At 69.3% G+C, this 23,671-nt stretch carries 28 protein-coding genes; 12 read left to right on the top strand and 16 right to left on the bottom strand.

The genetic code is table 11. From position 1 onward, the window contains the following. Positions 1–4: 4 nt before the first annotated feature. Positions 5–844 (bottom strand): thymidylate synthase, encoded by an 840-nt coding sequence (locus tag AC57B8_RS30745; protein ID WP_390345343.1) that lies wholly within the window; start codon positions 842–844, stop codon positions 5–7. A gap of 36 nt (positions 845–880) precedes the next feature. On the opposite strand from AC57B8_RS30745, the gene nthA reads away from it, so the two are divergent. The 3 genes from nthA to AC57B8_RS30730 are packed head-to-tail and all read left to right on the top strand — an operon-like array spanning position 881 to position 2,555. Next, complete coding sequence (nthA, locus tag AC57B8_RS30740; RefSeq protein ID WP_496481658.1) at positions 881–1,519, top strand: nitrile hydratase subunit alpha; 639 nt, start codon at positions 881–883, stop codon at positions 1,517–1,519. Next, on the top strand, positions 1,516–2,181 hold the full coding sequence (gene nthB, locus AC57B8_RS30735) for a nitrile hydratase subunit beta (RefSeq protein ID WP_496481657.1): 666 nt from the start codon (positions 1,516–1,518) through the stop codon (positions 2,179–2,181). Before nthA ends, nthB begins: the two co-directional genes overlap by 4 nt. Further along, on the top strand, positions 2,178–2,555 hold the full coding sequence (locus AC57B8_RS30730; protein ID WP_496481656.1) for a nitrile hydratase accessory protein: 378 nt from the start codon (positions 2,178–2,180) through the stop codon (positions 2,553–2,555). Before nthB ends, AC57B8_RS30730 begins: the two co-directional genes overlap by 4 nt. Here AC57B8_RS30730 and AC57B8_RS30725 read toward each other — a convergent pair. After that, positions 2,552–3,979: an FAD-binding oxidoreductase gene (locus AC57B8_RS30725; protein WP_307637923.1), complete on the bottom strand. Its 1,428-nt coding sequence runs from the start codon at positions 3,977–3,979 to the stop codon at positions 2,552–2,554. The two genes, AC57B8_RS30730 and AC57B8_RS30725, sit on opposite strands and share 4 nt — an antisense overlap. Further along, entirely contained in the window at positions 3,976–4,392 is a 417-nt protein-coding gene (locus AC57B8_RS30720) for a DUF2069 domain-containing protein (protein WP_070059724.1), read from the bottom strand. The genes AC57B8_RS30725 and AC57B8_RS30720 overlap by 4 nt, the downstream gene beginning before the upstream one ends. 66 nt (positions 4,393–4,458) lie before the next feature. Here AC57B8_RS30720 and AC57B8_RS30715 point away from each other — a divergent pair, with 66 nt between their 5' ends. Continuing rightward, entirely contained in the window at positions 4,459–5,670 is a 1,212-nt protein-coding gene (locus tag AC57B8_RS30715; RefSeq protein WP_496481655.1) for a YihY family inner membrane protein, read from the top strand. A gap of 22 nt (positions 5,671–5,692) precedes the next feature. Here the strand turns inward: AC57B8_RS30715 and AC57B8_RS30710 are convergent, their stop codons facing one another. Further along, positions 5,693–6,043, bottom strand: coding sequence for an Mpo1-like protein (locus tag AC57B8_RS30710; RefSeq protein ID WP_496481654.1), 351 nt, complete (start codon positions 6,041–6,043; stop codon positions 5,693–5,695). A gap of 98 nt (positions 6,044–6,141) precedes the next feature. Here AC57B8_RS30710 and AC57B8_RS30705 point away from each other — a divergent pair, with 98 nt between their 5' ends. Both AC57B8_RS30705 and AC57B8_RS30700 read left to right on the top strand, forming a co-directional pair. After that, positions 6,142–6,525, top strand: coding sequence for a thioredoxin family protein (locus tag AC57B8_RS30705; RefSeq protein WP_139705773.1), 384 nt, complete (start codon positions 6,142–6,144; stop codon positions 6,523–6,525). A gap of 21 nt (positions 6,526–6,546) precedes the next feature. After that, positions 6,547–7,212, top strand: coding sequence for an NAD-dependent epimerase/dehydratase family protein (locus AC57B8_RS30700; RefSeq protein ID WP_159275174.1), 666 nt, complete (start codon positions 6,547–6,549; stop codon positions 7,210–7,212). A gap of 30 nt (positions 7,213–7,242) precedes the next feature. Here AC57B8_RS30700 and AC57B8_RS30695 read toward each other — a convergent pair whose 3' ends face one another. Both AC57B8_RS30695 and AC57B8_RS30690 read right to left on the bottom strand, forming a co-directional pair. Then, positions 7,243–8,049 carry an alpha/beta fold hydrolase gene (locus AC57B8_RS30695; RefSeq protein WP_492729699.1) on the bottom strand — a complete coding sequence of 269 codons (807 nt, stop codon included), beginning with the start codon at positions 8,047–8,049 and terminating at the stop codon, positions 7,243–7,245. A 1-nt stretch (position 8,050) separates the two neighbouring features. Beyond that, positions 8,051–9,361, bottom strand: a complete 1,311-nt coding sequence (locus AC57B8_RS30690) for an O-acetylhomoserine aminocarboxypropyltransferase (RefSeq protein WP_496481653.1) — start codon at positions 9,359–9,361, stop codon at positions 8,051–8,053. Positions 9,362–9,509: 148 nt separating this feature from the next. Here AC57B8_RS30690 and AC57B8_RS30685 point away from each other — a divergent pair, with 148 nt between their 5' ends. Then, positions 9,510–9,968, top strand: coding sequence for a CBS domain-containing protein (locus tag AC57B8_RS30685; RefSeq protein ID WP_062476634.1), 459 nt, complete (start codon positions 9,510–9,512; stop codon positions 9,966–9,968). 26 nt (positions 9,969–9,994) lie between these two features. Here AC57B8_RS30685 and AC57B8_RS30680 read toward each other — a convergent pair whose 3' ends face one another. Both AC57B8_RS30680 and AC57B8_RS30675 read right to left on the bottom strand, forming a co-directional pair. Continuing rightward, entirely contained in the window at positions 9,995–10,978 is a 984-nt protein-coding gene (locus AC57B8_RS30680; RefSeq protein WP_496481652.1) for a Bug family tripartite tricarboxylate transporter substrate binding protein, read from the bottom strand. A gap of 8 nt (positions 10,979–10,986) precedes the next feature. Continuing rightward, positions 10,987–12,099: an adenosine deaminase family protein gene (locus AC57B8_RS30675; protein WP_496481651.1), complete on the bottom strand. Its 1,113-nt coding sequence runs from the start codon at positions 12,097–12,099 to the stop codon at positions 10,987–10,989. 85 nt (positions 12,100–12,184) lie between these two features. On the opposite strand from AC57B8_RS30675, the gene AC57B8_RS30670 reads away from it, so the two are divergent. Beyond that, the gene (locus AC57B8_RS30670) at positions 12,185–13,087 is read left to right on the top strand and encodes a LysR family transcriptional regulator (RefSeq protein WP_390345325.1); all 903 of its coding nucleotides are present in this window, start codon (positions 12,185–12,187) and stop codon (positions 13,085–13,087) included. Here the strand turns inward: AC57B8_RS30670 and AC57B8_RS30665 are convergent. After that, positions 13,084–13,782 (bottom strand): N-acetyltransferase, encoded by a 699-nt coding sequence (locus tag AC57B8_RS30665; RefSeq protein ID WP_492695036.1) that lies wholly within the window; start codon positions 13,780–13,782, stop codon positions 13,084–13,086. The two genes, AC57B8_RS30670 and AC57B8_RS30665, sit on opposite strands and share 4 nt — an antisense overlap. Before the next feature lie 406 nt (positions 13,783–14,188). Continuing rightward, positions 14,189–15,409 carry a polyhydroxyalkanoate depolymerase gene (locus AC57B8_RS30660; protein WP_496481650.1) on the bottom strand — a complete coding sequence of 407 codons (1,221 nt, stop codon included), beginning with the start codon at positions 15,407–15,409 and terminating at the stop codon, positions 14,189–14,191. Positions 15,410–15,489: 80 nt separating this feature from the next. On the opposite strand from AC57B8_RS30660, the gene AC57B8_RS30655 reads away from it, so the two are divergent. Next, positions 15,490–16,146, top strand: coding sequence for a glutathione S-transferase (locus AC57B8_RS30655; RefSeq protein ID WP_062476661.1), 657 nt, complete (start codon positions 15,490–15,492; stop codon positions 16,144–16,146). 10 nt (positions 16,147–16,156) lie between these two features. Here AC57B8_RS30655 and AC57B8_RS30650 read toward each other — a convergent pair whose 3' ends face one another. After that, positions 16,157–16,984, bottom strand: a complete 828-nt coding sequence (locus tag AC57B8_RS30650) for a helix-turn-helix domain-containing protein (RefSeq protein ID WP_496481649.1) — start codon at positions 16,982–16,984, stop codon at positions 16,157–16,159. A gap of 116 nt (positions 16,985–17,100) precedes the next feature. Here AC57B8_RS30650 and AC57B8_RS30645 point away from each other — a divergent pair, with 116 nt between their 5' ends. The 3 genes from AC57B8_RS30645 to AC57B8_RS30635 all read left to right on the top strand — a co-directional run bounded on the left by AC57B8_RS30645 (position 17,101) and on the right by AC57B8_RS30635 (position 20,168). After that, positions 17,101–18,084 carry a Bug family tripartite tricarboxylate transporter substrate binding protein gene (locus tag AC57B8_RS30645; RefSeq protein ID WP_496481648.1) on the top strand — a complete coding sequence of 328 codons (984 nt, stop codon included), beginning with the start codon at positions 17,101–17,103 and terminating at the stop codon, positions 18,082–18,084. A gap of 33 nt (positions 18,085–18,117) precedes the next feature. Further along, complete coding sequence (locus AC57B8_RS30640; RefSeq protein ID WP_496481647.1) at positions 18,118–19,452, top strand: Rieske 2Fe-2S domain-containing protein; 1,335 nt, start codon at positions 18,118–18,120, stop codon at positions 19,450–19,452. Positions 19,453–19,535: 83 nt separating this feature from the next. Then, the gene (locus tag AC57B8_RS30635; RefSeq protein ID WP_496481646.1) at positions 19,536–20,168 is read left to right on the top strand and encodes a phosphoribosyltransferase; all 633 of its coding nucleotides are present in this window, start codon (positions 19,536–19,538) and stop codon (positions 20,166–20,168) included. Here AC57B8_RS30635 and AC57B8_RS30630 read toward each other — a convergent pair. Genes AC57B8_RS30630 through AC57B8_RS30610 form a run of 5 tightly spaced genes read right to left on the bottom strand, consistent with a single transcriptional unit; the run spans position 20,165 to position 23,633 of the window. Then, a complete protein-coding gene (locus AC57B8_RS30630; RefSeq protein ID WP_095744544.1) occupies positions 20,165–20,512 on the bottom strand; it encodes a DOPA 4,5-dioxygenase family protein in 348 nt (115 codons plus the stop codon). The two genes, AC57B8_RS30635 and AC57B8_RS30630, sit on opposite strands and share 4 nt — an antisense overlap. Before the next feature lie 7 nt (positions 20,513–20,519). Continuing rightward, the gene (locus tag AC57B8_RS30625) at positions 20,520–21,137 is read right to left on the bottom strand and encodes a DUF4166 domain-containing protein (RefSeq protein ID WP_496481645.1); all 618 of its coding nucleotides are present in this window, start codon (positions 21,135–21,137) and stop codon (positions 20,520–20,522) included. Next, positions 21,134–22,174, bottom strand: coding sequence for an SRPBCC family protein (locus AC57B8_RS30620; RefSeq protein ID WP_496481644.1), 1,041 nt, complete (start codon positions 22,172–22,174; stop codon positions 21,134–21,136). The genes AC57B8_RS30625 and AC57B8_RS30620 overlap by 4 nt, the downstream gene beginning before the upstream one ends. A 30-nt stretch (positions 22,175–22,204) precedes the next feature. Continuing rightward, positions 22,205–23,149, bottom strand: a complete 945-nt coding sequence (locus AC57B8_RS30615; RefSeq protein ID WP_496481643.1) for an SAM-dependent methyltransferase — start codon at positions 23,147–23,149, stop codon at positions 22,205–22,207. Between the two features lie 52 nt (positions 23,150–23,201). After that, entirely contained in the window at positions 23,202–23,633 is a 432-nt protein-coding gene (locus AC57B8_RS30610; RefSeq protein ID WP_496481642.1) for a thiol-disulfide oxidoreductase DCC family protein, read from the bottom strand. Positions 23,634–23,671: the final 38 nt, after the last annotated feature.

Raw genomic sequence — 23,671 nt, 5'->3', positions numbered from 1 at the left:
GCGCTCACACCGCCACCGGCGCCTTGATCGGATCGCCGTGCCTGTAGTCGAGCACCTCGAAGTCTTCATACTGGTAGTCGAAGATCGAGTCGGGCTTGCGCTTGATGTTCAGCGTGGGATAGGGGAAGGGCGTGCGGCTGAGCTGCAGCTTCACCTGCTCGGCGTGGTTGCTGTAGATGTGGCAGTCGCCGCCGGTCCAGATGAAGTCGCCCACGTCGAGGTCGCACTGCTGCGCCACCATGTGCGTGAGCAGCGCGTAGCTGGCGATGTTGAAGGGCACGCCCAGGAAGATGTCGGCGCTGCGCTGGTAGAGCTGGCAGCTGAGCTTGCCGCGCTCGCCCTCGGCCTGCGGCGGTGCCACGTAGAACTGGAAGAAGGCATGGCAAGGCATGAGCGCCATCTTCGACAGCTCGGCCACGTTCCAGGCGCTCACGATGATGCGGCGCGAGTCGGGGTTGGTCTTCAGCGTCTTGATGACGTCGGAAATCTGGTCGATGTGGCCGCCGTCGGGGGTGGGCCAGCTGCGCCACTGCACGCCATACACCGGGCCCAGGTCGCCGTCTTCGCGCGCCCATTCGTCCCAGATGGTGACGCCGCGCTCCTTGAGCCAGTTGTTGTTGCTGGAGCCGGTCAGGAACCACAGCAGTTCCTGGATGATGGACTTCAGGTGCACCTTCTTCGTGGTCACCAGCGGAAAGCCCTCGTTCAGGTCGAAGCGCATCTGGTGGCCGAACACGCTCTTGGTGCCCGTGCCCGTGCGGTCGCTCTTGAACACGCCGTGCGTGTCGACGTGGCGCATGAAATCTTCGTACTGGGAGCGGACGGGGCGGGCAGGGAGGGTCATGTTGGGAATTTTACGGGGCGGCGCTAGCATCGGCCGATGACCGGCCATGACCACTCCCACGACCATTCCCACGACCACAGCGAACTCGGCGAGATGGACCTGCGTGTGCGCGCCCTCGAAAGCGTGCTCACGCAAAAAGGCTACATCGACCCCGCCGCGCTCGATGCGCTGATCGACACCTACCAGACCCGCATCGGCCCGCGCAACGGCGCACGGGTGGTGGCGCGGGCCTGGGTCGACCAGACGTTCCATGACTGGCTGATGGCCGATGCCACGGCGGCCATCGCCTCGCTGGGCTACACGGGCCGCCAGGGCGAACACATGGTGGCCGTGGCCAACACCGATGACCAGCACCACATGGTCGTCTGCACGCTGTGCAGCTGCTACCCCTGGCCCGTGCTCGGCCTGCCGCCCACCTGGTACAAGAGCGCGCCCTACCGCTCGCGCGCCGTGAAAGACCCGCGCGGCGTGCTGGCCGACTTCGGCACCACACTGCCCGAGAACACCCGGATCCGCGTCTGGGACTCGACCGCCGAGGTGCGCTACCTCGTGATCCCGCAGCGCCCGGCGGGCACCGAGGGCTGGAGCGAAGACGAACTCGCCGCGCTGGTCTCGCGCGATTCGATGATCGGCACGCGCGTGGTCGAGGCACCGTCGGCAAGGAGCGTGGCATGACCTACACGACCCACGCCGACCTCGGCGGACAACCCGGCTTCGGCCCCGTCACGCCCGAGCCTGAAGGCGAGCTGTTCCATGGCGCCTGGGAGCCGCGCGCGCTGGCGCTCACGCTGGCCATGGGTGCGACCGGCTCCTGGAACATCGACACCAGCCGCGCCGCGCGCGAGACGCTGCCCGACTACCGCGACCTGAGCTACTACCAGATCTGGCTCGGCGCGCTGGAGCAGCTGATGCTGCAACGCGGCCAGGTCTTCGCGGACGAGATCGCGTCGGGCGAGATGCACCATCCGGCCGCGCCGGTCGCCCGCGTGCTGCAGGCCGCGAACGTGCCTGCCGTGCTCGCCAAGGGCTCGGGCACCGAGCGCCCCGCATCGGCGCCCGCGCGCTTTGCGGTCGGGCAGGCCGTGCGCATGCACCTCGGGCGTGTCGACCACCACACGCGCCTGCCGGCCTATGTGCAGGGCAAGCGCGGCACGATCGAACACATCCACGGCGCGCACGTGTTCGCCGATGCGAATGCGCAGGGCCTGGGCGAGCAGCCGCAATGGCTCTACACCGTGGTTTTCGACGAGGCCGAGCTGTGGGGCGACGACGTGCCGCGCCAGAACGTGGCCGTGTCGGTCGATGCCTGGGAAAGCTACCTGGAGCCCGCGGCATGAAGGCGAACGACGTGCCACCGCTCGCACTCGCCCCGGGCATGCCGCGCGACGCCGACGGGCCGGTGTTCAGGGAACCGTGGGAGGCGCAGGCCTTCGCGATGACGCTCGCGCTGCACGAGCGCGGGCTGTTCAGTTGGGTCGAATGGGCCGAGGCGTTGGCCACCCAGATCAGCGCCGCGCAGGCCGCGGGCGACCCGGACACGGGCGACACCTACTACCGCCACTGGCTTGCCGCGCTCGAACGCCTCGTGGCCCGCAAGGGCGCAAGCTCCGGCGATGAACTGGCCCGCTACCGCCACGCCTGGGACCACGCGGCAGAGCGCACGCCGCACGGCCAGCCGATCGAGCTGCGCGGCGAAGACTTTCCGGGCTAGACGCGGATCACGCGCCCCGGGTTCAGGATGTTCTTCGGATCGAGCCCGCGCTTGATCGCCCGCATCATCTCCAGCGCCACCGGCGACTTGTGCTTCTCGAGCTTGTCGACCTTGAGCGAGCCCACGCCATGCTCGGCCGAGAACGAGCCGCCGAACTGCTCGACCGCGTCGTAGACCAGCGTGTTGATGCGCTCTTCCTCGTTCTTCAAAAACGCCTTGGTGTCGATGTTCTCGGGCGCCTGCACGTTGTAGTGCAGGTTGCCGTCGCCCAGGTGGCCGAAGTTCACCAGCCGCACGCCGGCGATCTCGCGTTTCAGCAGCGCGTCGGTCGCTTCCACGAAGGCCGGGATGCGCGACACCGGGATCGAGATGTCGTGCTTGATGTTCAGCCCTTCCTCGGCCTGCGCGAGCGGAATGCTCTCGCGGATGTGCCAGAGCTGGTGCGCCTGCGTGAGGTTTTCCGCCACCACCGCGTCGGTCACGCAGCCGTCTTCGAAGGCGGTTTCGAGCAGCGCCTCGAAGCGCGCGCGGGCGTGGTCCTCGGACTCGCTGTCGGAGTTCTCGAGCAGCACGCAATACGGCACGGCCTCGTCGCCGATGAAGGGCACGCGCAGCTGCGGCATGTGCTTGTCGACCAGGCTCAGCGCGAACTTGCCCATCACCTCGAAGCCCGTGAGGCCCGAGCCCAGGTGCTTGTGAGCCAGGCCCAGCAGCGTGACCGCGTGGTCGAGCGAGGGCACGGCGGCCCAGGCCGTGAGCTGCGCGGCGGGCAGCGGGTACAGCTTCATGGTCGCCGCGGTGATGACGCCCAGCGTGCCTTCGCTGCCGACGATCAGGTCGCGCAGGTCGTAGCCGGTGTTGTCCTTGCGCAGGCCGCTCGTACCTTCCCAGATCTCGCCCTGCGGCGTGACCACTTCCAGGCCCAGGCACAGGTCGCGCGTGTTGCCGTAGCGCACGACCTGCGTGCCGCCCGCGTTGGTCGCCAGGTTGCCGCCGATGGTGCAGCTGCCCTCGGCCGCGAGGCTCAGCGGGAACAGGTAGCCGGCTTTCTCGGCCGTCTCCTGCAGCGTCTGCAGGATGCAGCCCGCCTCGACGGTCATCGTGAGGTTGGCGGCGTCGATGTTGCGGATGGCGTTCAGGCGCTGCAGGCTCAGTACCACCTGCGTGCCGCTGTCGTCGGGAATGGAGCCGACCGCCAGGCCGGTGTTGCCGCCCTGCGGAATGACGGCCGTGCCGGCCGCGGCGCAGGCCTTGACCACGTCGGCCACCTGCTGCGCATTGGCCGGGCGCACCACGGCGAGCGACTTGCCGCGCGCGCGCTTGCGCCAGTCCTGCTCGTAGGCCGCGAGGTCGCCCTCGGTCAGCACGTGCGTGGCGCCGACGATGGCGCGCAGTTGGTCGAGGAGGGAAGAAGAGGTGGTCATTGGGCGGAAGCCTCCAGGGGACGGGCAGCGGCAGCAGCGGCCTTGGCGTGGCGCAGGCGAAGGCGCACATGCCACGCGCAGGCCGCGAAGAGCACGAGGCACAGCAGCACCTCGACGAGCGCGAGGATTTGTCCCACGCCGTTGGTGTCGCTCCAGGCGCGCACCACGCCCTCGGTGAAGTAGAGCCAGATCATCAGGCTGACCCAGCGGTAGGTGTACATGCGGTTCTTGTAGAGCCCCGCGAGCGGAATGACCAGCGGCAGCACCTTCAGCGCCAGCAGCGAGCCGCCCGGGCGCAGCGGCGCCAGCCACAGCTCCCAGGCCAGGCCCAGCACGATCAGGCCGACAAGGCTGCCCACGGCGGCCCATCGGGTGGCGCGGACGGAAGAGGGCGGGAGTGGGGTGTCGGACACGGTGGCGGCGAAAGAGAGAGGGGGAGCCGCACCGGGTGTGGCGCGTCTCGGGAAAGAGCGGATGGCATGATACCGGCCATGAATCGCAGGCAGCTTTGGAGGGATCTTTCGCGCTTTCCTTGGCGCAACACCGCAGCGGTATTGGGCGAGCGTTTCCGCGAAGACCGCCTCGGCCTCACGGCCAGCAGCCTGACCTTCACCACCACCATCGCCATGGTGCCGTTCTTCACGGTGGCGCTCGCGCTGTTCACCGTGTTCCCGATGTTCGCCACCATGCAGGGCCGCCTGCAGCGCTGGCTGATCGAGAGCCTGATTCCCGACAACATCGCGCGCCAGGTGCTGGGCTACCTGAACCAGTTCGCGAGCAAGGCCAGCGGGCTGGGCATCGCGGGCCTGGTGGTGCTGCTGATCACCGCCATCGCGCTGATCCTCACCATCGACAAGACGCTCAACAACATCTGGCGCGTGCGCACGCCGCGGCCATTGGCGCAGCGGGTGCTGATCTACTGGGCCACCATCACACTCGGGCCGCTGATCCTCGCGGTGAGCCTGTCGACCACCTCGTACGTGTTCGCCGCGTCGCGCGACGTGGTGGGCGGCGGCATCGTCAAGCTGGCCTTCGACACCCTGGAATTCCTGCTGCTCGCGGCCGGCATGGCCGGGCTGTACCACTACGTGCCGAACACCACGGTGCGCTGGTCGCACGCCTGGGCCGGCGGCCTCTTCGTGGCGGCGGCCATCGAGATCGCCAAGCGCGTGCTGGGCTACTACCTGAGCCTGGTGCCGACCTACTCGGTGCTGTACGGCGCCTTCGCCACCTTCCCGATCCTGCTGGTGTGGATCTACGTGGCCTGGGTGATCGTGCTGCTGGGCGCCGTCATCGCGGCCTACCTGCCGAGCCTGCTGACGGGCGTGGCGCGCCGGGGCGGCGCGGCGGGCTGGCCGATGCAGCTCGCGATGGAGGTGCTGCAGCACCTGGCGCGCGCGCAGGCCACGCCGGCCAAGGGCATGGGCGCGAGCGAGCTGCTGACGCGCATGCGCGTCGACGGGCTGCAATTGGCGCCGGTGCTCGAGGCGCTGGTGCGGCTCGACTGGATCGCGCCGCTGGCCGAGGAGCCCGCCAACCAGGACCCGCGCTACGTGCTGCTGGCCGACCCGTCGACACCCATCGAGCCGCTGCTGCGCGAGCTGCTGATGCCGCGCGCGGAGCCGCTGGAAGACCTGTGGCAGAAGGGCCCGCTGCGCACGCTGCGGCTGGGCGACGTGCTATTGATCTAGGAGCGCCCTGGCGTTCGGGCCGTCAGATCTTGACCCGGCCGGCCCAGATGTCGCGGTACATCGTCCAGTCGCCCATGAAGGAATACAGCGGGCGCTTGAACGAGGCCGGCTTGTTCTTCTCGAAGCCGAAATGCCCGACCCAGGCGAAGCCGTAGCCCGCCACCAGCCCGGCCAGCAGCCACCACGGATTGAGCGTGACCACCAGGGCCATGAGGCACAGCAGCGAGATCGTCGAGCCCGCGAAATGCAGCCGCCGGCAGGTGACGTTGGCGTGCTCGGTCAGATAGAAGGGATAGAACTCGGCAAAGCTGGTGAAGCGGCGCGGATCGACCGTGGCCGGCGTGTCCGGTGCGGCAGGGGTGGAGGTGTTCATCGTGGGTCTCCTGCGCCCCGCAGGGGCTTTGTTGATAATAGCCACGACCCCGCGGCCGCACCACCCGGGTTCGCCATCCCACCTTCGCCGTATCCACCTTGAGCGCTGTTCCCGTCGTCCCCGTCGATTCTTCCGCCGATGCCAACGCGCTGTGGGTCGTGTGCCTGTGCGCCGAATGGTGCGGCACCTGCCGCGACTACCGGCCGCTGCTGGTCGAGCTGGCAAAGGCGCATCCGCAGTTCCGCTTCGCCTGGGTCGACATCGAGGACCACGCCGAGATCGCCGACGCCTTCGACGTCGAGACCTTCCCGACCCTGCTGGTGGCGGGCGCCGACGGCACGCGCTTTCTCGGTCCGCTGCTGCCGCACATCGAAACGCTGTCGCGCCTGCTCGGCGCGCTGCAGCCGCCGCAGCCTTCCAGCCTCGACGTCGACCTGCTGCTGGCCGTGCTCGAGAAAAAGCCCGCGGCCTTCGCGGTCTGACCGCTTCGGAGCTTCCCTCCCATGAACATCCTGATCTTTGGCGCCACCGGCATGGTGGGGCAGGGCGTGTTGCGCGAGTGCCTGCTGGCGCCCGACGTGGAACGCGTGGTCGCCGTGGGACGCAGTGCCACCGGGCAGCAGCATCCCAAGCTGCAGGACCTGGTGCACACCGACATGTACGACTACCGCGCCATCGAGTCGCAGCTGACGGGCTTCGACGCCTGCTTCTTCTGCCTGGGCGTGTCGTCGGTCGGCATGAAGGAACCGGAGTACAAGCGCATCACCTACGACCTGACGATCGCAGCCGCCACCGTGCTGGCGCGGCTCAACCCGGGCATGACCTTCACCTACGTGACGGGCGCGGGCACCGACAGCAGCGAGCGCGGCGAACGCATGTGGGCGCGCGTGAAGGGCGCGACCGAGAACGCGCTGATGCGCCTGCCGTTTCGCGCGTCCTACATGTTCCGGCCCGGGATGATCCAGCCGCTGCACGGCGTGCGCTCGAAGACGCCGCTGTACGACGCCGCGATCGTGGTGCTCAAGCCCGTGCTCGGGCTGGCCCACCGCTGGTGGCCCGACCGCGTGACCACCACGGAGAAGGTGGGCCGCGCGATGCTCGCGGTGGCACGCCGGGGCGCACGCAAGGTGCTGCTCGATCCGGCGGACATCAACGCGCTGGGCAGCTGAACAGCAGCTGAAACGCCGCCCTGCGTTCTTTCAGCCTGCGACGAAGTCGCGCAGCGCGAACAGCACCTCGTCCGGCGCCTCGCTCATCAGCGCGTGGCCGGCATGCACCGTCACCACCTTGGCGTTGCGCGCCTTGCTCACCAGCGCCTTGGTGGCGCGCGGCGGCGTCATCTGGTCGGCGTCGCCCAGGAGGAACAGCACGGGGCACTGCACCTTCTCCATCGCCGCCTCGCCGTTGGCGTAGTCGTTGCAGGCCTTGAAACCGATGTGGAACACATTGGCCTCGCGGTTGCTCGCGAGCACGCGGCGCATCAGCGCGCGCGAGCTGCCGTACAGCCACGTGCCCGGGCCGAGCGACGAAGGCGGCGGCGCCAGCAGCGAGTGCGAGAAGGTGTTGACCATCGCGATGGCGCGCTGCGGGTCGCTCACCGAGCTTTCGAGCAGCGCGGGCGACACCACCATCGGGTAGGCCGTGCCGACCATCGCCAGCTGCGTGATGCGCTCCGGCGCGCGCGCCGCGGTTTCGAGCGCGATCAGCGAGCCGAAGCTGTGGCCGACCAGCGCGGCCTTCTGCACACCCGCCGCGTCGAGCAGCGCAATGACGAACTGCGCCGCCTCTTCCACGCTGGCCGGCGGCGCGCCAGCGCTCTTGCAGTGGCCCGGCAGGTCGACCGCCAGCACGTTCCAGCCGTGGTTGGCGAACCAGCGGCTTTGCAAGATCCACACGCTGTGGTCGTTGAGCACGCCGTGGATGAACACCACCGTGGGCTTGGCCGCATCGAAGGGCTTGCCGGCGGTGTAGCAGTAGGTGTCGTGGCCGTTGACGGTGTAGTTCATCTCAGGCACCCGCCTTTTCCGCGGCCTTCAGCGCGCGCTTGAGGTCGTCGATCAGGTCGGCCGGATCTTCGAGTCCGATCGACAGACGGATCGTGCCTTGCGAAATGCCCGCGCCCGCCAGCGCCTCGTCGGTCATGCGGAAGTGCGTGGTGCTGGCCGGGTGGATCACCAGGCTGCGGCAATCGCCCACGTTGGCCAGGTGGCTGAACAGCTTGAGCGCCTCGATGAAGGCCTTGCCCTGCGCGCGGCTGCCCTTGATGTCGAAGCTGAACACCGCGCCGGCGCCGCGCGCGCCGTGGCGCAGCAGCTTCTGCGCGAGCGCATGGCTCGGGTGCGATTCGATCAGCGGATGCCCCACGCGCGACACGAACGGATGGCTGGCCAGGAACTCGACCACCTTCTGCGTGTTGTCGATGTGGCGCTCCATGCGCAGCGGCAGCGTCTCGATGCCCTGCAGGATCAGCCACGCCGTGTGCGGGCTCATCGAGGCGCCGAAGTCGCGCAGGCCTTCGCGGCGCGCGCGCAGCAGGAAGGCGCCGACGGTGCTTTCCTCGCTGAAGACCATGTTGTGGAAGCCGTCGTAGGCCTGCGTGAGCTCGGCGAACTTGCCCGACTTCTCCCAGTCGAAACTGCCGCCGTCGACCACCACGCCGCCGATCACCGTGCCGTGGCCCGACAGGAACTTGGTGGCCGAGTGGTAGACCAAGTCGGCGCCCCAGTCGAAGGGCTTGATCAGGTAGGGCGAGGTGAGCGTGGAGTCGACCAGCAGCGGCACGCCGGCTTCGTGGGCGATGTCGCTCACGGCGGGAATGTCGAGCACGTCCAGGCCCGGGTTGCCCACGGTCTCGCCGAAGAAGAGCTTGGTCTCGGGGCGCACCGCGGCGCGCCAGGCGTCGAGGTCGCCGGGCTTCACGAAAGTGGTCTCGATGCCGAAGCGGCGCATCGTGTAGTGCAGCAGGTTCTGCGAGCCGCCGTACAGCGCCGTGCTGGCCACGATGTGCGAGCCCGCGCCCATCAGCGTGGCGATCGACAGGTGCAGCGCCGCCTGGCCGCTGGCCGTGGCGATGGCGCCGATGCCGCCTTCGAGCGCCGACACGCGCTGCTCCAGCACCGCGTTGGTCGGGTTGCTGATGCGCGAGTAGACGTGGCCGGCGCGTTCCAGGTTGAACAGCGCGGCCGCGTGGTCGCTGGATTCGAAGACGAAAGAGGTCGTCAGGTGGATGGGAACGGCCCGCGCGCCGGTGGTGGGGTCGGGGGCGGCGCCGGCGTGCAGCGCGAGGGTGTCGAAACCGGGGTCGGAATAACCGGGCATGAAGGCCTTTCTGTTGTCTCTTCGCAATGCCCCGTGACGCCGGCAATGCTTGCACAGGCGACAGGGGCGTTCGGGTCGGCGTCGATTGTGGGCTATATTCAAATCGGCACGACGCCGAGAACGACGAATCCCCGAGAGGAGCACCACCATGAAAGTCAGCGACATTCTTCGCGTCAAGGGCAACACGCTCTTCACCACCACGCCCGACGACCCGCTGGCGGAAGCCGCCAAGACCATGGCGGACAAGGACATCGGTTCGCTGGTGGTCATGGAGCACGGCGACCTGGTCGGCATGCTCACCTTCCGTGAAGTGATCGTGGCGGTCGTCAACAACGGCGGTCAGGTCGGGACCACGCTGGTGCGCAAGGCCATGGACGACGCGCCGGTCACCTGCACGCTCGAAACCGACCTCGACGAAATCCGCCGCATCATGCTGGAGCGCCATGCGCGCTACATGCCCGTGATGGACAAGCGCATGCTCATGGGCGTGATCAGCTTCTACGACGTGGCCAAGGCCGTGGTCGACGCGCAGAACTTCGAGAACAAGATGCTCAAGGCGTACATCCGCGACTGGCCGGAAGACGAGAGCAACGAAAAGGCCGGCTGAGCCCGGCCGGCCGATGGACGGACCGCCTACTCTTTGATGTTGGCGGTTTCGACGATCTTCTTGTTGCGTGCGTACTCGGCCTGCACGAATTTCCCGAACGCCTCCGGCGTTCCGCTGCCCGGCAATGCGCCTTGCTCCGCCAGCTTGGCGCGCACGCCTTCCTCCTGCAGCACCGCATTCAGTTCCTGGTTGAGCCGCGCCACCACGGGCGGCGGCGTCTTCGCGGGCGCGAAGATGCCGGTCCAGCTCACCATGTCGTAGCCCTTGAGACCGGGCATCTCGTTGAAGGTGGGCACCTGCGCGAGCGCTGGCAGGCGCTGGCTGCCGGTGATGCCCAGGGCCTTCAGGCGCTTGCCGTTCACGTGCGGGATGGCGCTGGTGCTCACCAGCATCGCAAGGTCGACCTGGTCGCCGATCACGTCGGTGGCGATCTGTGCGCCGCCGCGGTAGGGCACGTGCGTCACGAAGATGCCGCTTCGCTCCTTGAGCAGTTCCATCGCCAGCTGCAGCACGGTGCCCACGCCGGAGGTGGCGTAGTTGTAGTGGCCCGGCTGGGCCTTGGCGAGCTTCACGAAGTCGGCGTAGCTGCGCACATCCAGGCCGGGGCGCGCCACCAGCACCATCGGCGCGGTGTTGAGCAGGCCGACGGGCGCCAGGTCTTTCAGCGGATCGAAGCGGAAGGCCGAGGGGTTGACCAGCCGGCCGATGGCGATGGCGCTGTCGGGGCCGACCACCAGCGTGTAGCCGTCGGGCGCAGCGCTCACGGCCTTGGCCACGCCGATGGCGCCGCCCGCGCCGCTCACGTTCTCGATCACGACCGACTGCTTGAGCCGCTCGCCCAGGCGCTGCGCCACGAGGCGGGCGTTGACGTCCACGCTGCCGCCGGCCGTGAAGGGCACGATCAGCGTGAGGGGCTTGGCTGCGGGCCAGGCGGGCTGGGCGAAGGCGCCCATGGGCAGGGCGGCGCAAAGCGCGGCGGCGGCGAGGATCAGGCGGCGGTTCGTGGTCATGGCGGGGTTCATCCGGGGAAGGGGGTGGCGGAAGGCGTGGGTTCGCAGGGCAGGCGGGCGCGCAGCGCGTCGAAGTCGGCGCTCCATTCGGCGCGCCACTGGCGGCGCTGCGTGTCGTCGATCCAGGCGCCGTCCAGGCCGTTGTGCATGAAGCCGCGCAGGTCGTCCAGGCCGAAGCCGAAGTCGCGCACCATCATCAGCCAGGCGCCCGTGGGCGTGACCTGGTGCAGCGTCGGGTCGTCGGTGTTCGGGTGGATGCGTAGACCCAGGCCAGGCATGCGGCGGATCGGGTGGTCCAGGGCCCAGCGCTCGGGCGGCAGCGTGCGCAGGTAGTAGGAGTTGGTCGGCACCACGGTGAAGATCACGCCGCGCTCGGCGCACTGGCGCGCGAAGTCGGGCTGGTCGACCACCGTGTAGCCGTGGTCGATGCGGTCGACCTGCAGCAGCTCGAGCGCGGTGCGCACGTTGGTCCAGGGCATGCCGAACTCGCCGGCGTGCGCGGTGGTCTTGAGGCCGGCCTTCTTCGCATCGGCGTAGGCGCGGGCGAACAGCTCGGGCGGCCGGTCGTTCTCGCGGTAGTCGATGCCGATGCCGATCACCTCGTCGCAGCGGTGGGCCCGGACCCACTCGACCATCTCCACCGCCGCCTCGGCGCTGGCCTCGCGGTCGATGGCGGCAATGAGCCGCCCGGTGATGCCGAAGGCCTGCTGCGCGTCGTGGATCGCGCGGACGATGGCGCCCTGCGCGAGCGGGTAGGCAATGCCCGAGCCGTGCACCGTGCCGGTCGGGTTCCAGAAGAACTCGGCGTAGCGCACCTGGTGCGAGGCCGCGTCCTGCAGGTATTCGAGGGTGAGCTGGTACAGGTCGTCGGCGCTGCGCACCAGCTGGGCGTCGAGTGCGCGCAGCACGCGCAGCACGCCCACGGGCTTTTCGCCGCGCGTGTAGAAGCCGTCGATCTCCGTGTTGGCCAGCGGCGCGCCGGCGCGCTGGTTGAGCTGGCGGAAGGTGTCGTGGCGCACGGTGCCGAAGAGGTGGCAGTGCAGCTCCACCTTGGGAATCGCGCGCAGCATCGCTTCGAGCGTGAAAGGAGCGGCGGCGGGCGCAGGCGCGGCAAGGGTCATGCGGCGCAGTCTAGGCAGTGCGTACTCATAAGGAAAATTTTGAATTTCTATAATTTGATTCATTGAATCGATAACCAGGACGCCCATGGCCGCCTTGCCCCTGCGTGCGCTCACGCTGCGCCAGCTGCAGTGTTTCTCGGTGCTGGTCGAGGAAGGGCACTTCGGCCGCGCGGCGCGCCGGCTCGCCATCACGCAGCCCGCGCTGAGCAACGCGATCAAGCAGATGGAAAAGCTGCTCGGCGCCGAGCTGCTGACCCGCTCCACCCACCGGCTCGAACTCACGCCCGTCGGCGCCGAGGTGCTGGCGCGCACCGATTTCCTGGTCCACACCTTCGAGGTGGCGCTGCGCGACATCGAGAGCACGGTGCAGCGCGGCCGGGCCTACGTGCGCGTGGGCGTGATCCCCTCGGCCAGCGCGCGCGTCGCGGCGGCGGCGGCCGGCTTCCTGCAGCAGCGCGCCGAGGTGGAACTGGCCTGGCGCGATGCACCCTCCACGGTGCTGCTGGCCGAGCTGCGCAGCGGCCAGCTCGACATGGCCGTGGCCGCGATCACCGAGCCGCCGGGCGGACTGACGTGCATCGACCTGTTCCGCGATCCGCTGGTGCTGGTGGTGCGCAGCGACCACGCGCTGGCGGCGGCCGGCGAGGCGCGCTGGGAGGCCATCGGCAGCGAGCGCCTCGTGCTGTTCGAAAGCGGCAGCATGCCGGCGCTGGGCGACCCGGCGCGCGCGCAGTTCGCGCAGGGCGCGCAGCCGTACCGCGTGAGCTACTCCGAAACGCTCTACGCGCTGGTGCGCAGCGGGCAGGCGCTGGGGCTGATGCCGCAGCTGTACACCTCGTCGCTGCGCGACCCCGAGCTGGCCGTGGTGCCGCTGTCGGCGCCGCGCATCGAGCGGCGCGTGGTGCTGGCCTACCTGCCGGGGCCGATGCGCAACGTGGCGGCGCAGGAGCTCATCGGGTTTTTGCGTGAGCGGTTGCCGCAGGCCTAGGCGGTTTCGAGCATCGCCATGCGCGTTTCGCTGCTGAAACGCTCCAGCGTCCAGCCTTCGCCGAGCATGAACATGCGCGTGTGCAGTTGCGACAGCGTGTCGCCGTCCACCTCGTCGCCGAGATAACTCAGGCGCTTCTCGCGCAGGTCGACAAAGCCCGTCGTGTAGTCACGCCCCAGGCGCAGCCACAGCGCGTGCGCGCCCGGCGACTGGCGCGCGCCGCTCATCAGGCACATGCCGCTGCCCAGTGCCCAGCGGTACACGGCCGTGGCCAGCCCGCGCCGCTGGTAGGCGGGGTCGTACTGCGAATGCGGCGCGCGGATGTGGCGGTCGGCGCGGCGGTCGAGTTCGATCAGGCGGTTGAACACGGTGTAGCCGACCAGCCGCTGGTGGCGCACGTCCTCGATGTACACGTAGGTCTCGCCATCTGCCTCGCGAAAGCGCGCGCGCAGGTCGGGGTCGTCCAGGCGCAGCGCGGGCAGGTCCTGCACCCGCTCGCCCATGGCGCGCATGCGCTCGTACACCGGTGTCAGCGGCTCGCTCGGGCGGCCCTTCTTCGGATCGACGTCGATGCGCAGCTCGGCCGGCCGCAGCAGGCGGCGGCGCAGCGCGTCGAACGACAGCCAGGCGGGCCAGGGCGGCAGGGCAGGCGAAGGCGAAAAAGAGACGGAAGGGGAGCAGGCAAGAGCCACCACGGGGAAATCCTCACGACGAAACACGACGGCGAAGCGGGCGAGGTCCTTCCGCACGGCACGGGGCCGGAGGCGGGAAGAAGGTCGGACGCTGGGGGAAGTGGTGCGTCGCCCGGGCGGATCAAAGCCAGGACGCGCGACCGCGCGGGGCGGGTGCCCGACGGTCGATGTGCGCTGAAGAAAAAAGGAGGCTGACCGCCGGGCTCAGGGATGTGCGAGGGTCTGCTGCGACCTCGCCGTCATCGCCGCGGGTGCGCGCACGCGCGCGTCGCCCGGGGCCGCAGAGGCCGCCGCGCGATCGAAACCGGGGATGAAAACCATGACGTTCATAGGGTCGATTGTAGGAAGCCAGGGGTGTCAGGGCAACCAAAGCCCCCGCGGTCTCTGCCAGATTGAACGCGGGTTGCGCTCAGTGCAGTTCGTCGGCCGCGTGGATCGTCTCGCGCACGCGCGGGTAGATCTGCGTGTTCCAGTTGCTGCCGCTGAACACGCCGTAGTGCCCCACGCCGGCCTGCAGGTGGTGCGTCTTGAGGTAGGGGCGGATGCTGCTGCACAGGTCTTGGGCGGCCACGGTCTGGCCGACCGCGCAGATGTCGTCGCGCTCGCCCTCCAGCGTGAGCAGCGCGGTGCGCCGGATGGCCGCGGGGTTCACCGTGCGCCCGGCCACGGTGAGCACGCCGCGCGGCAGGTCGTAGGTCTGGAACACGCGCTCGACGGTCTCCAGGTAGAACTCGGCCGGCAGGTCGTTCACGGCCAGGTACTCGTCGTAGAACTCGGCGATGGTGCGGGCCTTGTCGAGCTCGCCTTCGACGAGCAGGCGCTCCATGTCCTCGAACTGCTTCTTGTGGCGCTCGGGGTTCATGCTCATGAAGGCCGTGAGCTGCAGGAAGCCCGGGTACACGCGCCGCATCGCGCCCGCATGCGGCCACGGCACATGGCTGATGAGGTTGCGGCGGAACCAGTCGATGGGCTTGCTGGTCGCGAGCACATTCACGCCGGTCGGGTTGATGCGGCAATCGACCGGGCCCGCCATCAGCGTGAGGCTGCGCGGCGTGGCCGGGTGGTCGTCTTCCGCCATGAGCGCGGTCGCGGCCAGTGCGGCCACGCAGGGCTGGCACACGGCGACCATGTGCGCGCCCGGGCCCACGGCCTCGACGAAGCGCATCAGCTGCAGCGTGTAGTCGTCCAGCCCGAAGCGACCCTGCCACAGCGGCACGTCGCGCGCGTTGTGCCAGTCGGTCAGGTACACGTCGTGGTCGCGCAGCAAGGTGCGCACGGTTTCGCGCAGCAGCGTGGCGAAATGGCCCGACAGTGGTGCGACCAGCAGCACGCGCGGGTGCACCGCTTCGGTGTGTGCCTTGCGAAAGTGCAACAGCGTCCCGAAAGGCGAGACCAGCGCGACCTCTTCGTGCACGGGCACGTCGGCGCCGTCGACCACCACGCTGTCGATGCCGTAGGCCGGCCGCGTGTGGGTGAGCCGCATGCGCGAGAAGACCTCGCAGCGCGCGGCCATGCGCCGCAGCGCGGTGCGTTCGGTACCGTCCTGCCAGAGGGCGCGGCCCAGGTACTGCGCGGTGAGCCGCCATGGCGAGAGCAGGTCGGCCTGGTTCTGGTAAGCGCGGTACAGCATGCCCCCGCTGCAGGCAAGTTGCGGGCCAACCGTGTGGCACGGCGCTTGCACACAGCACGCATCGTCCAAGGAGTGTCGCGATGGCCAAACCCGTTCTCACGATCAGCAGCAAGAACTACGGCGCCTGGGCGCTGCGCGGCTGGCTGATGTGCAGGCTCGCGGGACTGGACTTCAGCGAGAAGGTCATCCCGCCCGACGACCCGGCCATGAAGGCCGAGATGCTGCTGCTGTCGTCGTCGATGCTGGTGCCTTCGCTGCAGCACGGCGGCATCAAGGTGTGGGACACGCTGGCCATCGGCGAGTACCTGAACGAGATCAAGCCCAAGGCCGGCCTGCTGCCCGCCGACGCCGCGGCGCGCGCGCACTGCCGCGCCATCTGCGGCGAGATGCATTCGGGCTTCGCCTCGATGCGTGGCGCGCTGCCGATGAACATCAAGGCCCGCTTCAAGAACTTCAAGGTGTGGTCGCGCGCGCAGGGCGACATCGACCGCATCGTCGCCATCTGGCGCGAGTGCCTGAAGGCCTACGGCGGCCCCTTCCTGTTCGGCAAGCAGCCCGGCATGGCCGACGCGATGTATGCGCCCGTGGTCACGCGCTTCCTGAGCTACGACGTGGCGCTCGACAGCGTGTGCGCCGCGTACTGCAAGCGCGTGATGGAGCTGCCCGCCATGAAGGAATGGGTGGCCGCCGCGCTGCAGGAGCCCGACGAGATCGACGAGCTCGACGCGGAGTTCTGACGCTGCTTCTTCAGGCGTTCGCGGGCGGCAGCCCGAGGCCGTCCTGCCGCAGCCGGCGCTCGATGCTCTGCGCGGCCTGCTGCAGGTCGCCCAGGTGCGCCGACACGATCTCTCGCTCGCTCTTCACCGCCGGCAGCCACGCGCAACTGAGGCAACCCACCACCTGCTCGCCCAGCCGCACCGGCACCGACACCGCGCCGAAGCGGTCGGGCGAATCGAGGCTGGTGGACGTGGGGTCGCGCGCCGCGTAGCCCTGGTCGCGTGCGTGCGCCACCATGCGGCGGATGCTGTCGGGGCGCCGCGCGCCGCGGTCGAAGTCGTTGGGTGAGCGCGCCAGTGCGGCAACGATTTCGCGCCGCTCGTCTTCGGGGCAAAACGCGAGGTAGCAACGCCCGAGCGACGACAGCAGCATCGGCGGACGAAAGCCCAGCGCGCGGTAGTTCACCGCCAGGCCGTTGCGCGGCCGGTCGGTGTCGAGGATGAGCATCGCCGTGCCGTCGCGCACGCCCAGGTCGATCGGCCACGGCACCAGCCGCTGCAGCGTGGCGCGCGGCGACGCCGCCAGGGCCGTGAGCCGCGTGCGCCACGCTGCTGCAGCCCCTGACTGGCCGGTGGCCGAGGTGGGCACGTAGCGCTTCTCCAGCTCGTTGCGTTCCACCCATCCGGCCTGCTGCAGCGTCTTCAGGATGCGCAGCAGCGTGGCTTTCGACAGGCCGGTCTGCCGGTGCAGCTCCTGCAGCGTGACGGCCGACGAACGCTGGATGGCCAGCATCACGTCGAGCCCGCGGCGCAGGGCATCGATCGACTTCACGCTGTGCGCGCCGCTGGTATCCGACATGCCGCCTCCGAAGAAAAAAAGGTTCACTCAGTGAAACTATATCTTCTGGCCGCGCGGCGCGATTCCTACAGTCCGACGACACCCCCACGTCGTCCCACCGAGAAGGAAAACGCAAGATGTTCCACCAACGAAACATGCTCCGTGCCGCTGCAGGAGCCATTCTTTTGCTGTGCGCCGCGACAGCGGCGCTGGCGCAATCGTGGCCCGCGAAGCCGGTCACGCTGGTCGTCGCCTACCCGGCCGGCGGCGACACCGACGCCATCGCGCGCACCTACGCCGAGAAGCTCGCGCAGCGCCTGGGCCAGCCGGTGCTGGTCGACAACCGTCCCGGCGCGAGCGGCATGATCGGCAACGCCTGGGTCGCCAAGGCGCCGGCCGACGGCTACACGCTGCTCTTCACGCCCAGCACCTTCCCCATCGCGCAGCACGTGCTCAAGGCCGGCCCCGGCGTGGCGCACGACGTGGTGAAAGACTTCACTCCCATCGTCAAGACCGGCAACATCCCGGTGCTGATGGTCACGGCGCCCACGAGCGGCATCCAGACCGTGGCGCAGCTCGTGGCCGGCGCCAAGGCCGGCAAGGCCTTCACCTACGGCACGCCGGGCGCGGGCTCGCCGATGCACATCGCGGGCGAGCTCTTCAACAAGGACGCCGGCGTGGCCATTGCGCACGCGCCGTACCGCGGCGTGGCGCCGGTGGTCAACGACACGCTGGGCGGCCACGTGAGCGTGGGCTGGATCACGCCCGGCGCGGTGGCGGGCCACATCGCCGCCGGCAAGCTGGTGCCGCTGGCCGTGGCCGAACGCCAGCGCACGAAGCTCATGCCCAACGTGCCCACCTTCCTGGAGCTGGGCTACCGCGACATGGACGTGAGCGCCTGGATGGGCCTGCTCGGGCCGAAAGCGATGCCGGCCGAGGTCGTGCAGACGCTCAACCGCCACGTCAACGAGATCCTGAAGATGCCCGACGTGCAGGCCCGCATGGCCGCGCTCGGCATCGAGCCCGTGGGCGGCGAGCCGGCCGTGCTGGCCCGCCAGATCGCCGACGACGACCAGCGCTTCGGCAAGCTGGTGCGCGAGTTCGGCATCCGCGCCGACTGACGACACACACACCCGCAGACAAGGAGACGATGCATGTTGAGCGAAGAAAAGAACCGCCTGCTGACCGAAGTCGGTCCGGGCAAGCCCATGGGCGACTACCTGCGCCGCTACTGGCACCCGATCGCCGGTGCCAGCGAGTTCGACGACAAGGCCGTGAAGCCGTTGCGCATCCTCGGTGAAGACTTGGTGCTCTACAAGGACCTGAGCGGCAACTACGGCCTCGTCGACCGCCGCTGCCCGCACCGCAATGCGGACATGTCGTACGGCTACGTCGAGAAGTGCGGCCTGCGCTGCAGCTACCACGGCTGGCAGTACGACACCAGCGGCCAGTGCATCCACCAGCCCTTTGAAGAAACGCTGGACCCCGACGCGCGCATGCGCAAGAACACGAAGATCAAGGCCTACCCCGTGCAGGAAAAGGCCGGCCTGCTGTGGGCCTACATGGGCCCGCAGCCCGCGCCGCTGCTGCCCGACTGGGAGCTCTTCAATTGCAAGAACGGTTTCGCGCAGGCCGTATTCGCCGAGATTCCCTGCAACTGGTTCCAGTGCCAGGAAAACTCCATCGACCCCGTGCATTTCGAGTGGACGCACAACAACTGGACCACGCGCCTGCAGGGTGATGAAGGCCCCTACGTGCCCACGCACCTGAAGCTCGCCTTCGAGGAGTTCGAGCACGGCTTCGTCTACAAGCGCCTGCGCGGCGGCGAGCGCGAAGACAACGTCATGTGGACCACCGGCCGCGTCACGCTGTGGCCCAACGGCTTCTTCCTCGGCCACCACTTCGAATGGCGCGTGCCCATCGACGACCACCACACGCTGAGCGTGCTGTGGGTGCTCAGCCGCGTGCCGACCGAGCAGGAGCCCTATGTGCAGGAACGCATTCCCTCGTGGTACGGCCCCATCAAGGACCCGGCCACGGGCCGCTGGATCACCAGCCACGTCGCCAACCAGGACTTCGTGGTCTGGGTGGGGCAGGGCACCGTGACCGACCGCACGCGCGAGAAGCTGGGCCAGAGCGACAAGGGCATCGTGATGATGCGCCGGCGCTTCTTCGAAGAACTCGAGTCGATGCAGTCCGACCCGGCGCACGAGCCCAAGGGCCTGATCCGCGACCCCGGGAAGAACCGCGACGTGTTCCTGCCCTCGGCCTGCCGCGACGAGATGCTGCACGGCCTGCCGCGCGAGGAACTGGCCGCGCATCCGCTGCTGGGGCCGTACCTGAAGGACTTCTTCGGGCAGGCCGGGCAGCCCGACGATGTGCGCGCGGCGTATGAGCAGGCCATCGGGCAGAAGGTCGAAGGGGCGCAGTTCTTCAAGGTCCACGGCGGCGCATCGGACACCGAGGTGGAAACGCAAGAGGCTGCGTAACGCACGCCGCGATCCGGGTCTTTGCGCCGGGGCTCGCCTCGACGCGAACGGCGTGTGAACATCCCGTGTCGGGAGCACACGCCGTGAAGTTTCGTGATCGCGCACAGGCCGGCCGCCAGCTCGCTGCGTTGTTGCGGCGAAGGGGCGGCTTTGCGGACGCTGTGGTGCTGGCGCTGCCGCGCGGCGGCGTGCCGGTGGCCTTCGAGGTGGCCCGCGCGCTGCGCTTGCCGCTCGATGTGCTGGTGGTGCGCAAGCTGGGCCTGCCCGAACAGCCCGAGTACGCCTTCGGCGCGCTCGCGGGCGATGGCGTGCCCGAGATCGACGAACACTTGGTGCGCACGCTGGACCTGCGTCCTTCGGAGATCGATGCCGTGGTGCGTGCTGAACTCGCCGAGTTGGCACGCCGCACGCAGGTCTATCGCGGTGATCGCCCGGCGTGCGAGGTGCAAGGCCGCACGGTGCTCGTGATCGACGACGGACTCGCCACCGGTGCCACCATGCGCGCGGCCGTTCGCGGGCTGCGGCGGCAGAACGCCGGCAGCGTCATCGCCGCCGTGCCCGTGGCGTCGCCCGAGGCCTGCGAGGCCTTGCAGCGCGAAGCCGACGACGTGTTGTGCGTGCGCTGCCCGACGGTGTTCCGGGCGGTCGGCGCCTGGTATGAAGATTTCTCGCAGACGACGGATGACGAGGTCTGCGCGCTGCTGGCGCAGGCCTAGCGCCTGAACATCCGCAGGTCGAGCGCGCTCTCTTCGCCCAGCCACATCGCATGGGCTGTGTGGTCCGCGAAGTCGTCGCCGGTCACGCCGTGCACGAACACGTCGAGGCCGTTGCGGTTGGCGTCGAGCCAGCCGATGACTTCGTCGAACTCGGCGGCGTCGAAGGCGAGCTGGCAACTCCAGTGCGGGTGCGGGCCGACGAGGCGTTCGTGCACGCGGCCCACCACCACCATCAGCTCGCGGCCGGCGCGCTCGCTGAGCTCGCGCGCCTGCGCCAGCGTGGCGGGGGCGAAGTAGATGTGGGCGTGGTACTGGGCGTAGAGGTTTTCGGGGCGGCGCGGCATGGTGGGCTCATTGTGAACCGAGGCGGAAGCGTCCGCTGTAGCGAAACACATCGCCGAACCAGCGGTGGCGTAGCAGCATCTTCATCGTGAAGTTGTCGGGGTCGGACGGATCGGGCCGTTCCTCGACGTAGGCGGTGCCGAGCAAGAGGCCCAGCGGCAGCGGAATGCGCAGCCCCGCGAGGCGCCAGATGTAGCCCCTGTCGCGGAACACGAGCGCGCCGTCTTCCGCGCTCACCGCCAGGCGCATGCCGATGCCGAAGCGCACGTATTCGATCACCTCGCTGCCTTGCGCCGCGTCGTGTTCCATGTGCGAACGGAAATGAAAAGGCGGCCTGCTCGGAAAGTGGAAGACGCGGTCCCAGTAGAGGTGGGCGTTGCCGGGGCGGCAGCGGTAGTGCACCTCGATCGGCACCTGGGTACCCTGGTGCGGAACCAGCGCGCCGAACAGCCGGCCGAAGGGCATCAGCAGCGCGGCCCAGGGGGCGTGCCAGACCTCGCTCATCGCGCCGCGCACGCAGACGTAGTCGTCGGAGAACGGCGCCATCGTGTAGTGCCGGCGAATCACGTCGCCGAGCTGGCCCCACGCGGGGCCGAGCGCCTGCTGGAAGACGGGTGGCGCGCTCATCCCGCGACCGCCTGGGTGGCTTCGCTGCGCGCCTTGTAGAAGCGCAGGATGTTCTCGGAGGCGTCGCCAAGCAGGAACTGCATGACCGGGTCCGCATACCAGTTGAAGCGCGTGCTCAGCCGCCACGACACCGCGACGCGCAGCTCGGTGCCACCGTCGCGCGGGGTCAGGGTGTAGGTCGCGTCGCGCAGGTCGAAATACTGGCCGCCGATCATCACGTGGTCGTCGAGCGCGCCGGCGGGGAAGGAGTCGGGCGTGAAGCGGAAGCGCCACTTCAGCAGGCGGTTCGGCTGCCACTCGGTGACGACCTCTTCGAAATGCACGTTCTTCTGCCATTGCACCTGGCGCACGCGGCCCTCGGGCGTGTCGACAGTCACGCCCGACACCGGCATCGGCACGCCGACGCGGTAGGCCCACGCGTCGCCGACTTCGCTGGGGCGGATGTCGCGCGCGGCGTTGAGCTCGTGCCACACACGTTCGGCCGGCGCTGCGATGAAGAGGGTGCGCGAGGTGTTCGAGAACTGGTCCGGGTTGGGCCATTGCGGCTCGATGCCGCCGAGCAACAGCGGCACCAGGGCGACGCTGTACAGCGCGGGCTTCGGCCAGTTGGTGATGCGGCACACGATGCCCATGGCCAGCCCGCCGACGCTGCCCATCACCGCGAACAGCGGCACGATGAAGGCGGCGCAGATGATGCCCTCGATGAACACCATCAGCGTGCCGCCGACGAACAGCGCGGTGGCCACCCACGGCGCCCAGAGGTAGTAGCCCCAGCTGCGTCGCTCGATGCGCTCGGCCAGGTACACCGTGACCGCGCCGCACGCCGCGGGCGCGAAGTAGACGAAGGAGCCCAGCATGGCCGAGAAGGGCTGGCCGGGGCCGCCGCTGAAGACGAGGCGCAGCACGAGCGCCAGCGCCGCGCCGGCGAACATGGGCCAGAACCAGCCGAAGGGCATGCCGTGCACGGGCTTGGGGGCCGGCACGTCGTCGTTGGCCGGCAGGTCGGCGAGTTTGCTTTCTTCGGGCTCGGTGCGCATGGAAATCTCTTCTCCTCTTTTTGTGATGTCTCAGCTGGCGCTGCGCCGGGCCGTCACCATGGCGTAGTCGAAGTCGCGCCAGAACATGCCCAGCGCGAGCGCGCAGTAGCTGGCCACGATGTGCTTGCGGCGCCAGGGGCTGAGCTTGCCGCGCGCCTTCCAGAGTTCGGCCAGCGTGAAGCGCGTGGCCAGCACGGGGATGTGCAGCGCGCTCGGTGCCACGCGCCAGCGCAGCGAGGTGAACGCGATGTCCTCGAAGCCGTGCGCGCGCAGCGCGGCCGTGAAGTCGTCGCGCACCGCCAGCGTGGGCACGGCCCAGCTGTCGGCCCACAGGCGGTGCAGCCAGCCCGCGAGCCGGCCCGGCCGGCGGCGCAGCAGGAAGCCGTCGACCACCACCAGCCGCGCGCCGGGCTTGAGCAGCCGCGCGGCCTCGCGCACGAAGTCGGCCTTGGCGGTGCCCTCGGCATAACAGGCGCTTTCGAGCGCCCAGGCACCGTCGGCCTGGGCGGCAGGCAGGCCGGTGCGGGTGTAGTCGGCCTCGACGTGCGCGACGCGGTCGGCCACGCCGGCGCGGGCGTCGAGCCGCGCGGCGATGCCGTTCTGCACCGGCACGTTGGTCACCGTGACCGCATGCAGCGCGGGGTCGTCGCCGACCAGCGTGCGCGAGGTGGCGCCGGCGCCGCAACCCAGGTCGAGCACGCAGCGCGGGCCGGTGGTGGCGGTGGTGTCGAGCCGCAGTGCGCGCCCGACGGTGCGGTTCATCTCGATCAGCATGCCCTCGCGCCGCAGCGGGTTCAGGCCCAGGCGCCAGAAGCCGAAGTGCATGTTGTAGCTGGGGCTCCAGGCGCGGTAGTCGTCGGCGACCTCGGTGAAATAGTCCTGCGTGTCCTCGCGGCTCACGTGGCCTTCGACGGCAGGCGGCGCGGGCCGCGCGGTGCCGGGCAGGCGGAAGTCGGGCTGGAAGACGTCGGGCATCGAAAACTCCTTCGGACGTGAGCGGGTGGGGTGTGACAGCGTGAGTGGTTTTTTAGAGCTTGCAGTGGTCGTCGGCGCAGGTGGCTGGCGCGATCGCACCGTGCCCCGCGAGCCGCAGGACCAGCCAGCGCGGCAGCCGGTAGCGGTTGCGGGCCAGCACTGCATACGCGCGGTCGGCCAGCCGGCCGACCACCGGCAGGTCGAGCACCGCGCCACCGGCCGGCAGGCCCACCGCGGCGCGGCAGGCGCGGATGGCGTCGACGCCCACGCGCAGTTGGCCTGCGGCATCGACCGCGTGCAGCGAGCGCATCAGCGCCTCGCGCGGCGCCGGGCCGTCCGCGAAACCGATGGGCGAGCAGTCGACCAGGCGCAGCCGCTTCGCGCTGTCGCGCGCCTGCATGGCGCCCATCTCGGCCGTGCACAGCGGGCAGGTGGCGTCGAAATAGACCGTGAGCGGGTAGGTGGCGGGGGCGAAGCGGGTCATGGTGCTTTTGGTTCTCGATATTTCAGTCAAAACAGAAA

It is taken from the genome of Variovorax sp. BGA-UO-ETr-C22, from assembly GCF_059567965.1.
The sequence above is the reverse complement of the archived record's forward strand: the minus strand, read 5'-3'. Positions and strand labels throughout refer to the sequence as shown.

Excerpts from the sequence above, each read along its gene's own strand:
- AC57B8_RS30610 (WP_496481642.1), bottom strand. The coding sequence starts at position 23,633 with ATGACCCGCTTCGCCCCCGCCACCTACCCGCTCACGGTCTATTTCGAC.
- AC57B8_RS30620 (WP_496481644.1), bottom strand. The coding sequence starts at position 22,174 with ATGCGCACCGAGCCCGAAGAAAGCAAACTCGCCGACCTGCCGGCCAAC.
- AC57B8_RS30660 (WP_496481650.1), bottom strand. The coding sequence starts at position 15,409 with ATGCTGTACCGCGCTTACCAGAACCAGGCCGACCTGCTCTCGCCATGG.
- AC57B8_RS30640 (WP_496481647.1), top strand. The coding sequence starts at position 18,118 with ATGTTGAGCGAAGAAAAGAACCGCCTGCTGACCGAAGTCGGTCCGGGC.
- AC57B8_RS30700 (WP_159275174.1), top strand. The coding sequence starts at position 6,547 with ATGAACATCCTGATCTTTGGCGCCACCGGCATGGTGGGGCAGGGCGTG.
- AC57B8_RS30675 (WP_496481651.1), bottom strand. The coding sequence starts at position 12,099 with ATGACCCTTGCCGCGCCTGCGCCCGCCGCCGCTCCTTTCACGCTCGAA.
- AC57B8_RS30710 (WP_496481654.1), bottom strand. The coding sequence starts at position 6,043 with ATGAACACCTCCACCCCTGCCGCACCGGACACGCCGGCCACGGTCGAT.
- AC57B8_RS30745 (WP_390345343.1), bottom strand. The coding sequence starts at position 844 with ATGACCCTCCCTGCCCGCCCCGTCCGCTCCCAGTACGAAGATTTCATG.
- AC57B8_RS30670 (WP_390345325.1), top strand. The coding sequence starts at position 12,185 with ATGGCCGCCTTGCCCCTGCGTGCGCTCACGCTGCGCCAGCTGCAGTGT.
- AC57B8_RS30650 (WP_496481649.1), bottom strand. The coding sequence starts at position 16,984 with ATGTCGGATACCAGCGGCGCGCACAGCGTGAAGTCGATCGATGCCCTG.
- nthA (WP_496481658.1), top strand. The coding sequence starts at position 881 with ATGACCGGCCATGACCACTCCCACGACCATTCCCACGACCACAGCGAA.
- AC57B8_RS30730 (WP_496481656.1), top strand. The coding sequence starts at position 2,178 with ATGAAGGCGAACGACGTGCCACCGCTCGCACTCGCCCCGGGCATGCCG.
- AC57B8_RS30695 (WP_492729699.1), bottom strand. The coding sequence starts at position 8,049 with ATGAACTACACCGTCAACGGCCACGACACCTACTGCTACACCGCCGGC.
- nthB (WP_496481657.1), top strand. The coding sequence starts at position 1,516 with ATGACCTACACGACCCACGCCGACCTCGGCGGACAACCCGGCTTCGGC.
- AC57B8_RS30645 (WP_496481648.1), top strand. The coding sequence starts at position 17,101 with ATGTTCCACCAACGAAACATGCTCCGTGCCGCTGCAGGAGCCATTCTT.
- AC57B8_RS30680 (WP_496481652.1), bottom strand. The coding sequence starts at position 10,978 with ATGACCACGAACCGCCGCCTGATCCTCGCCGCCGCCGCGCTTTGCGCC.
- AC57B8_RS30655 (WP_062476661.1), top strand. The coding sequence starts at position 15,490 with ATGGCCAAACCCGTTCTCACGATCAGCAGCAAGAACTACGGCGCCTGG.
- AC57B8_RS30690 (WP_496481653.1), bottom strand. The coding sequence starts at position 9,361 with ATGCCCGGTTATTCCGACCCCGGTTTCGACACCCTCGCGCTGCACGCC.
- AC57B8_RS30725 (WP_307637923.1), bottom strand. The coding sequence starts at position 3,979 with ATGACCACCTCTTCTTCCCTCCTCGACCAACTGCGCGCCATCGTCGGC.
- AC57B8_RS30630 (WP_095744544.1), bottom strand. The coding sequence starts at position 20,512 with ATGCCGCGCCGCCCCGAAAACCTCTACGCCCAGTACCACGCCCACATC.
- AC57B8_RS30685 (WP_062476634.1), top strand. The coding sequence starts at position 9,510 with ATGAAAGTCAGCGACATTCTTCGCGTCAAGGGCAACACGCTCTTCACC.
- AC57B8_RS30615 (WP_496481643.1), bottom strand. The coding sequence starts at position 23,149 with ATGCCCGACGTCTTCCAGCCCGACTTCCGCCTGCCCGGCACCGCGCGG.
- AC57B8_RS30625 (WP_496481645.1), bottom strand. The coding sequence starts at position 21,137 with ATGAGCGCGCCACCCGTCTTCCAGCAGGCGCTCGGCCCCGCGTGGGGC.
- AC57B8_RS30715 (WP_496481655.1), top strand. The coding sequence starts at position 4,459 with ATGATACCGGCCATGAATCGCAGGCAGCTTTGGAGGGATCTTTCGCGC.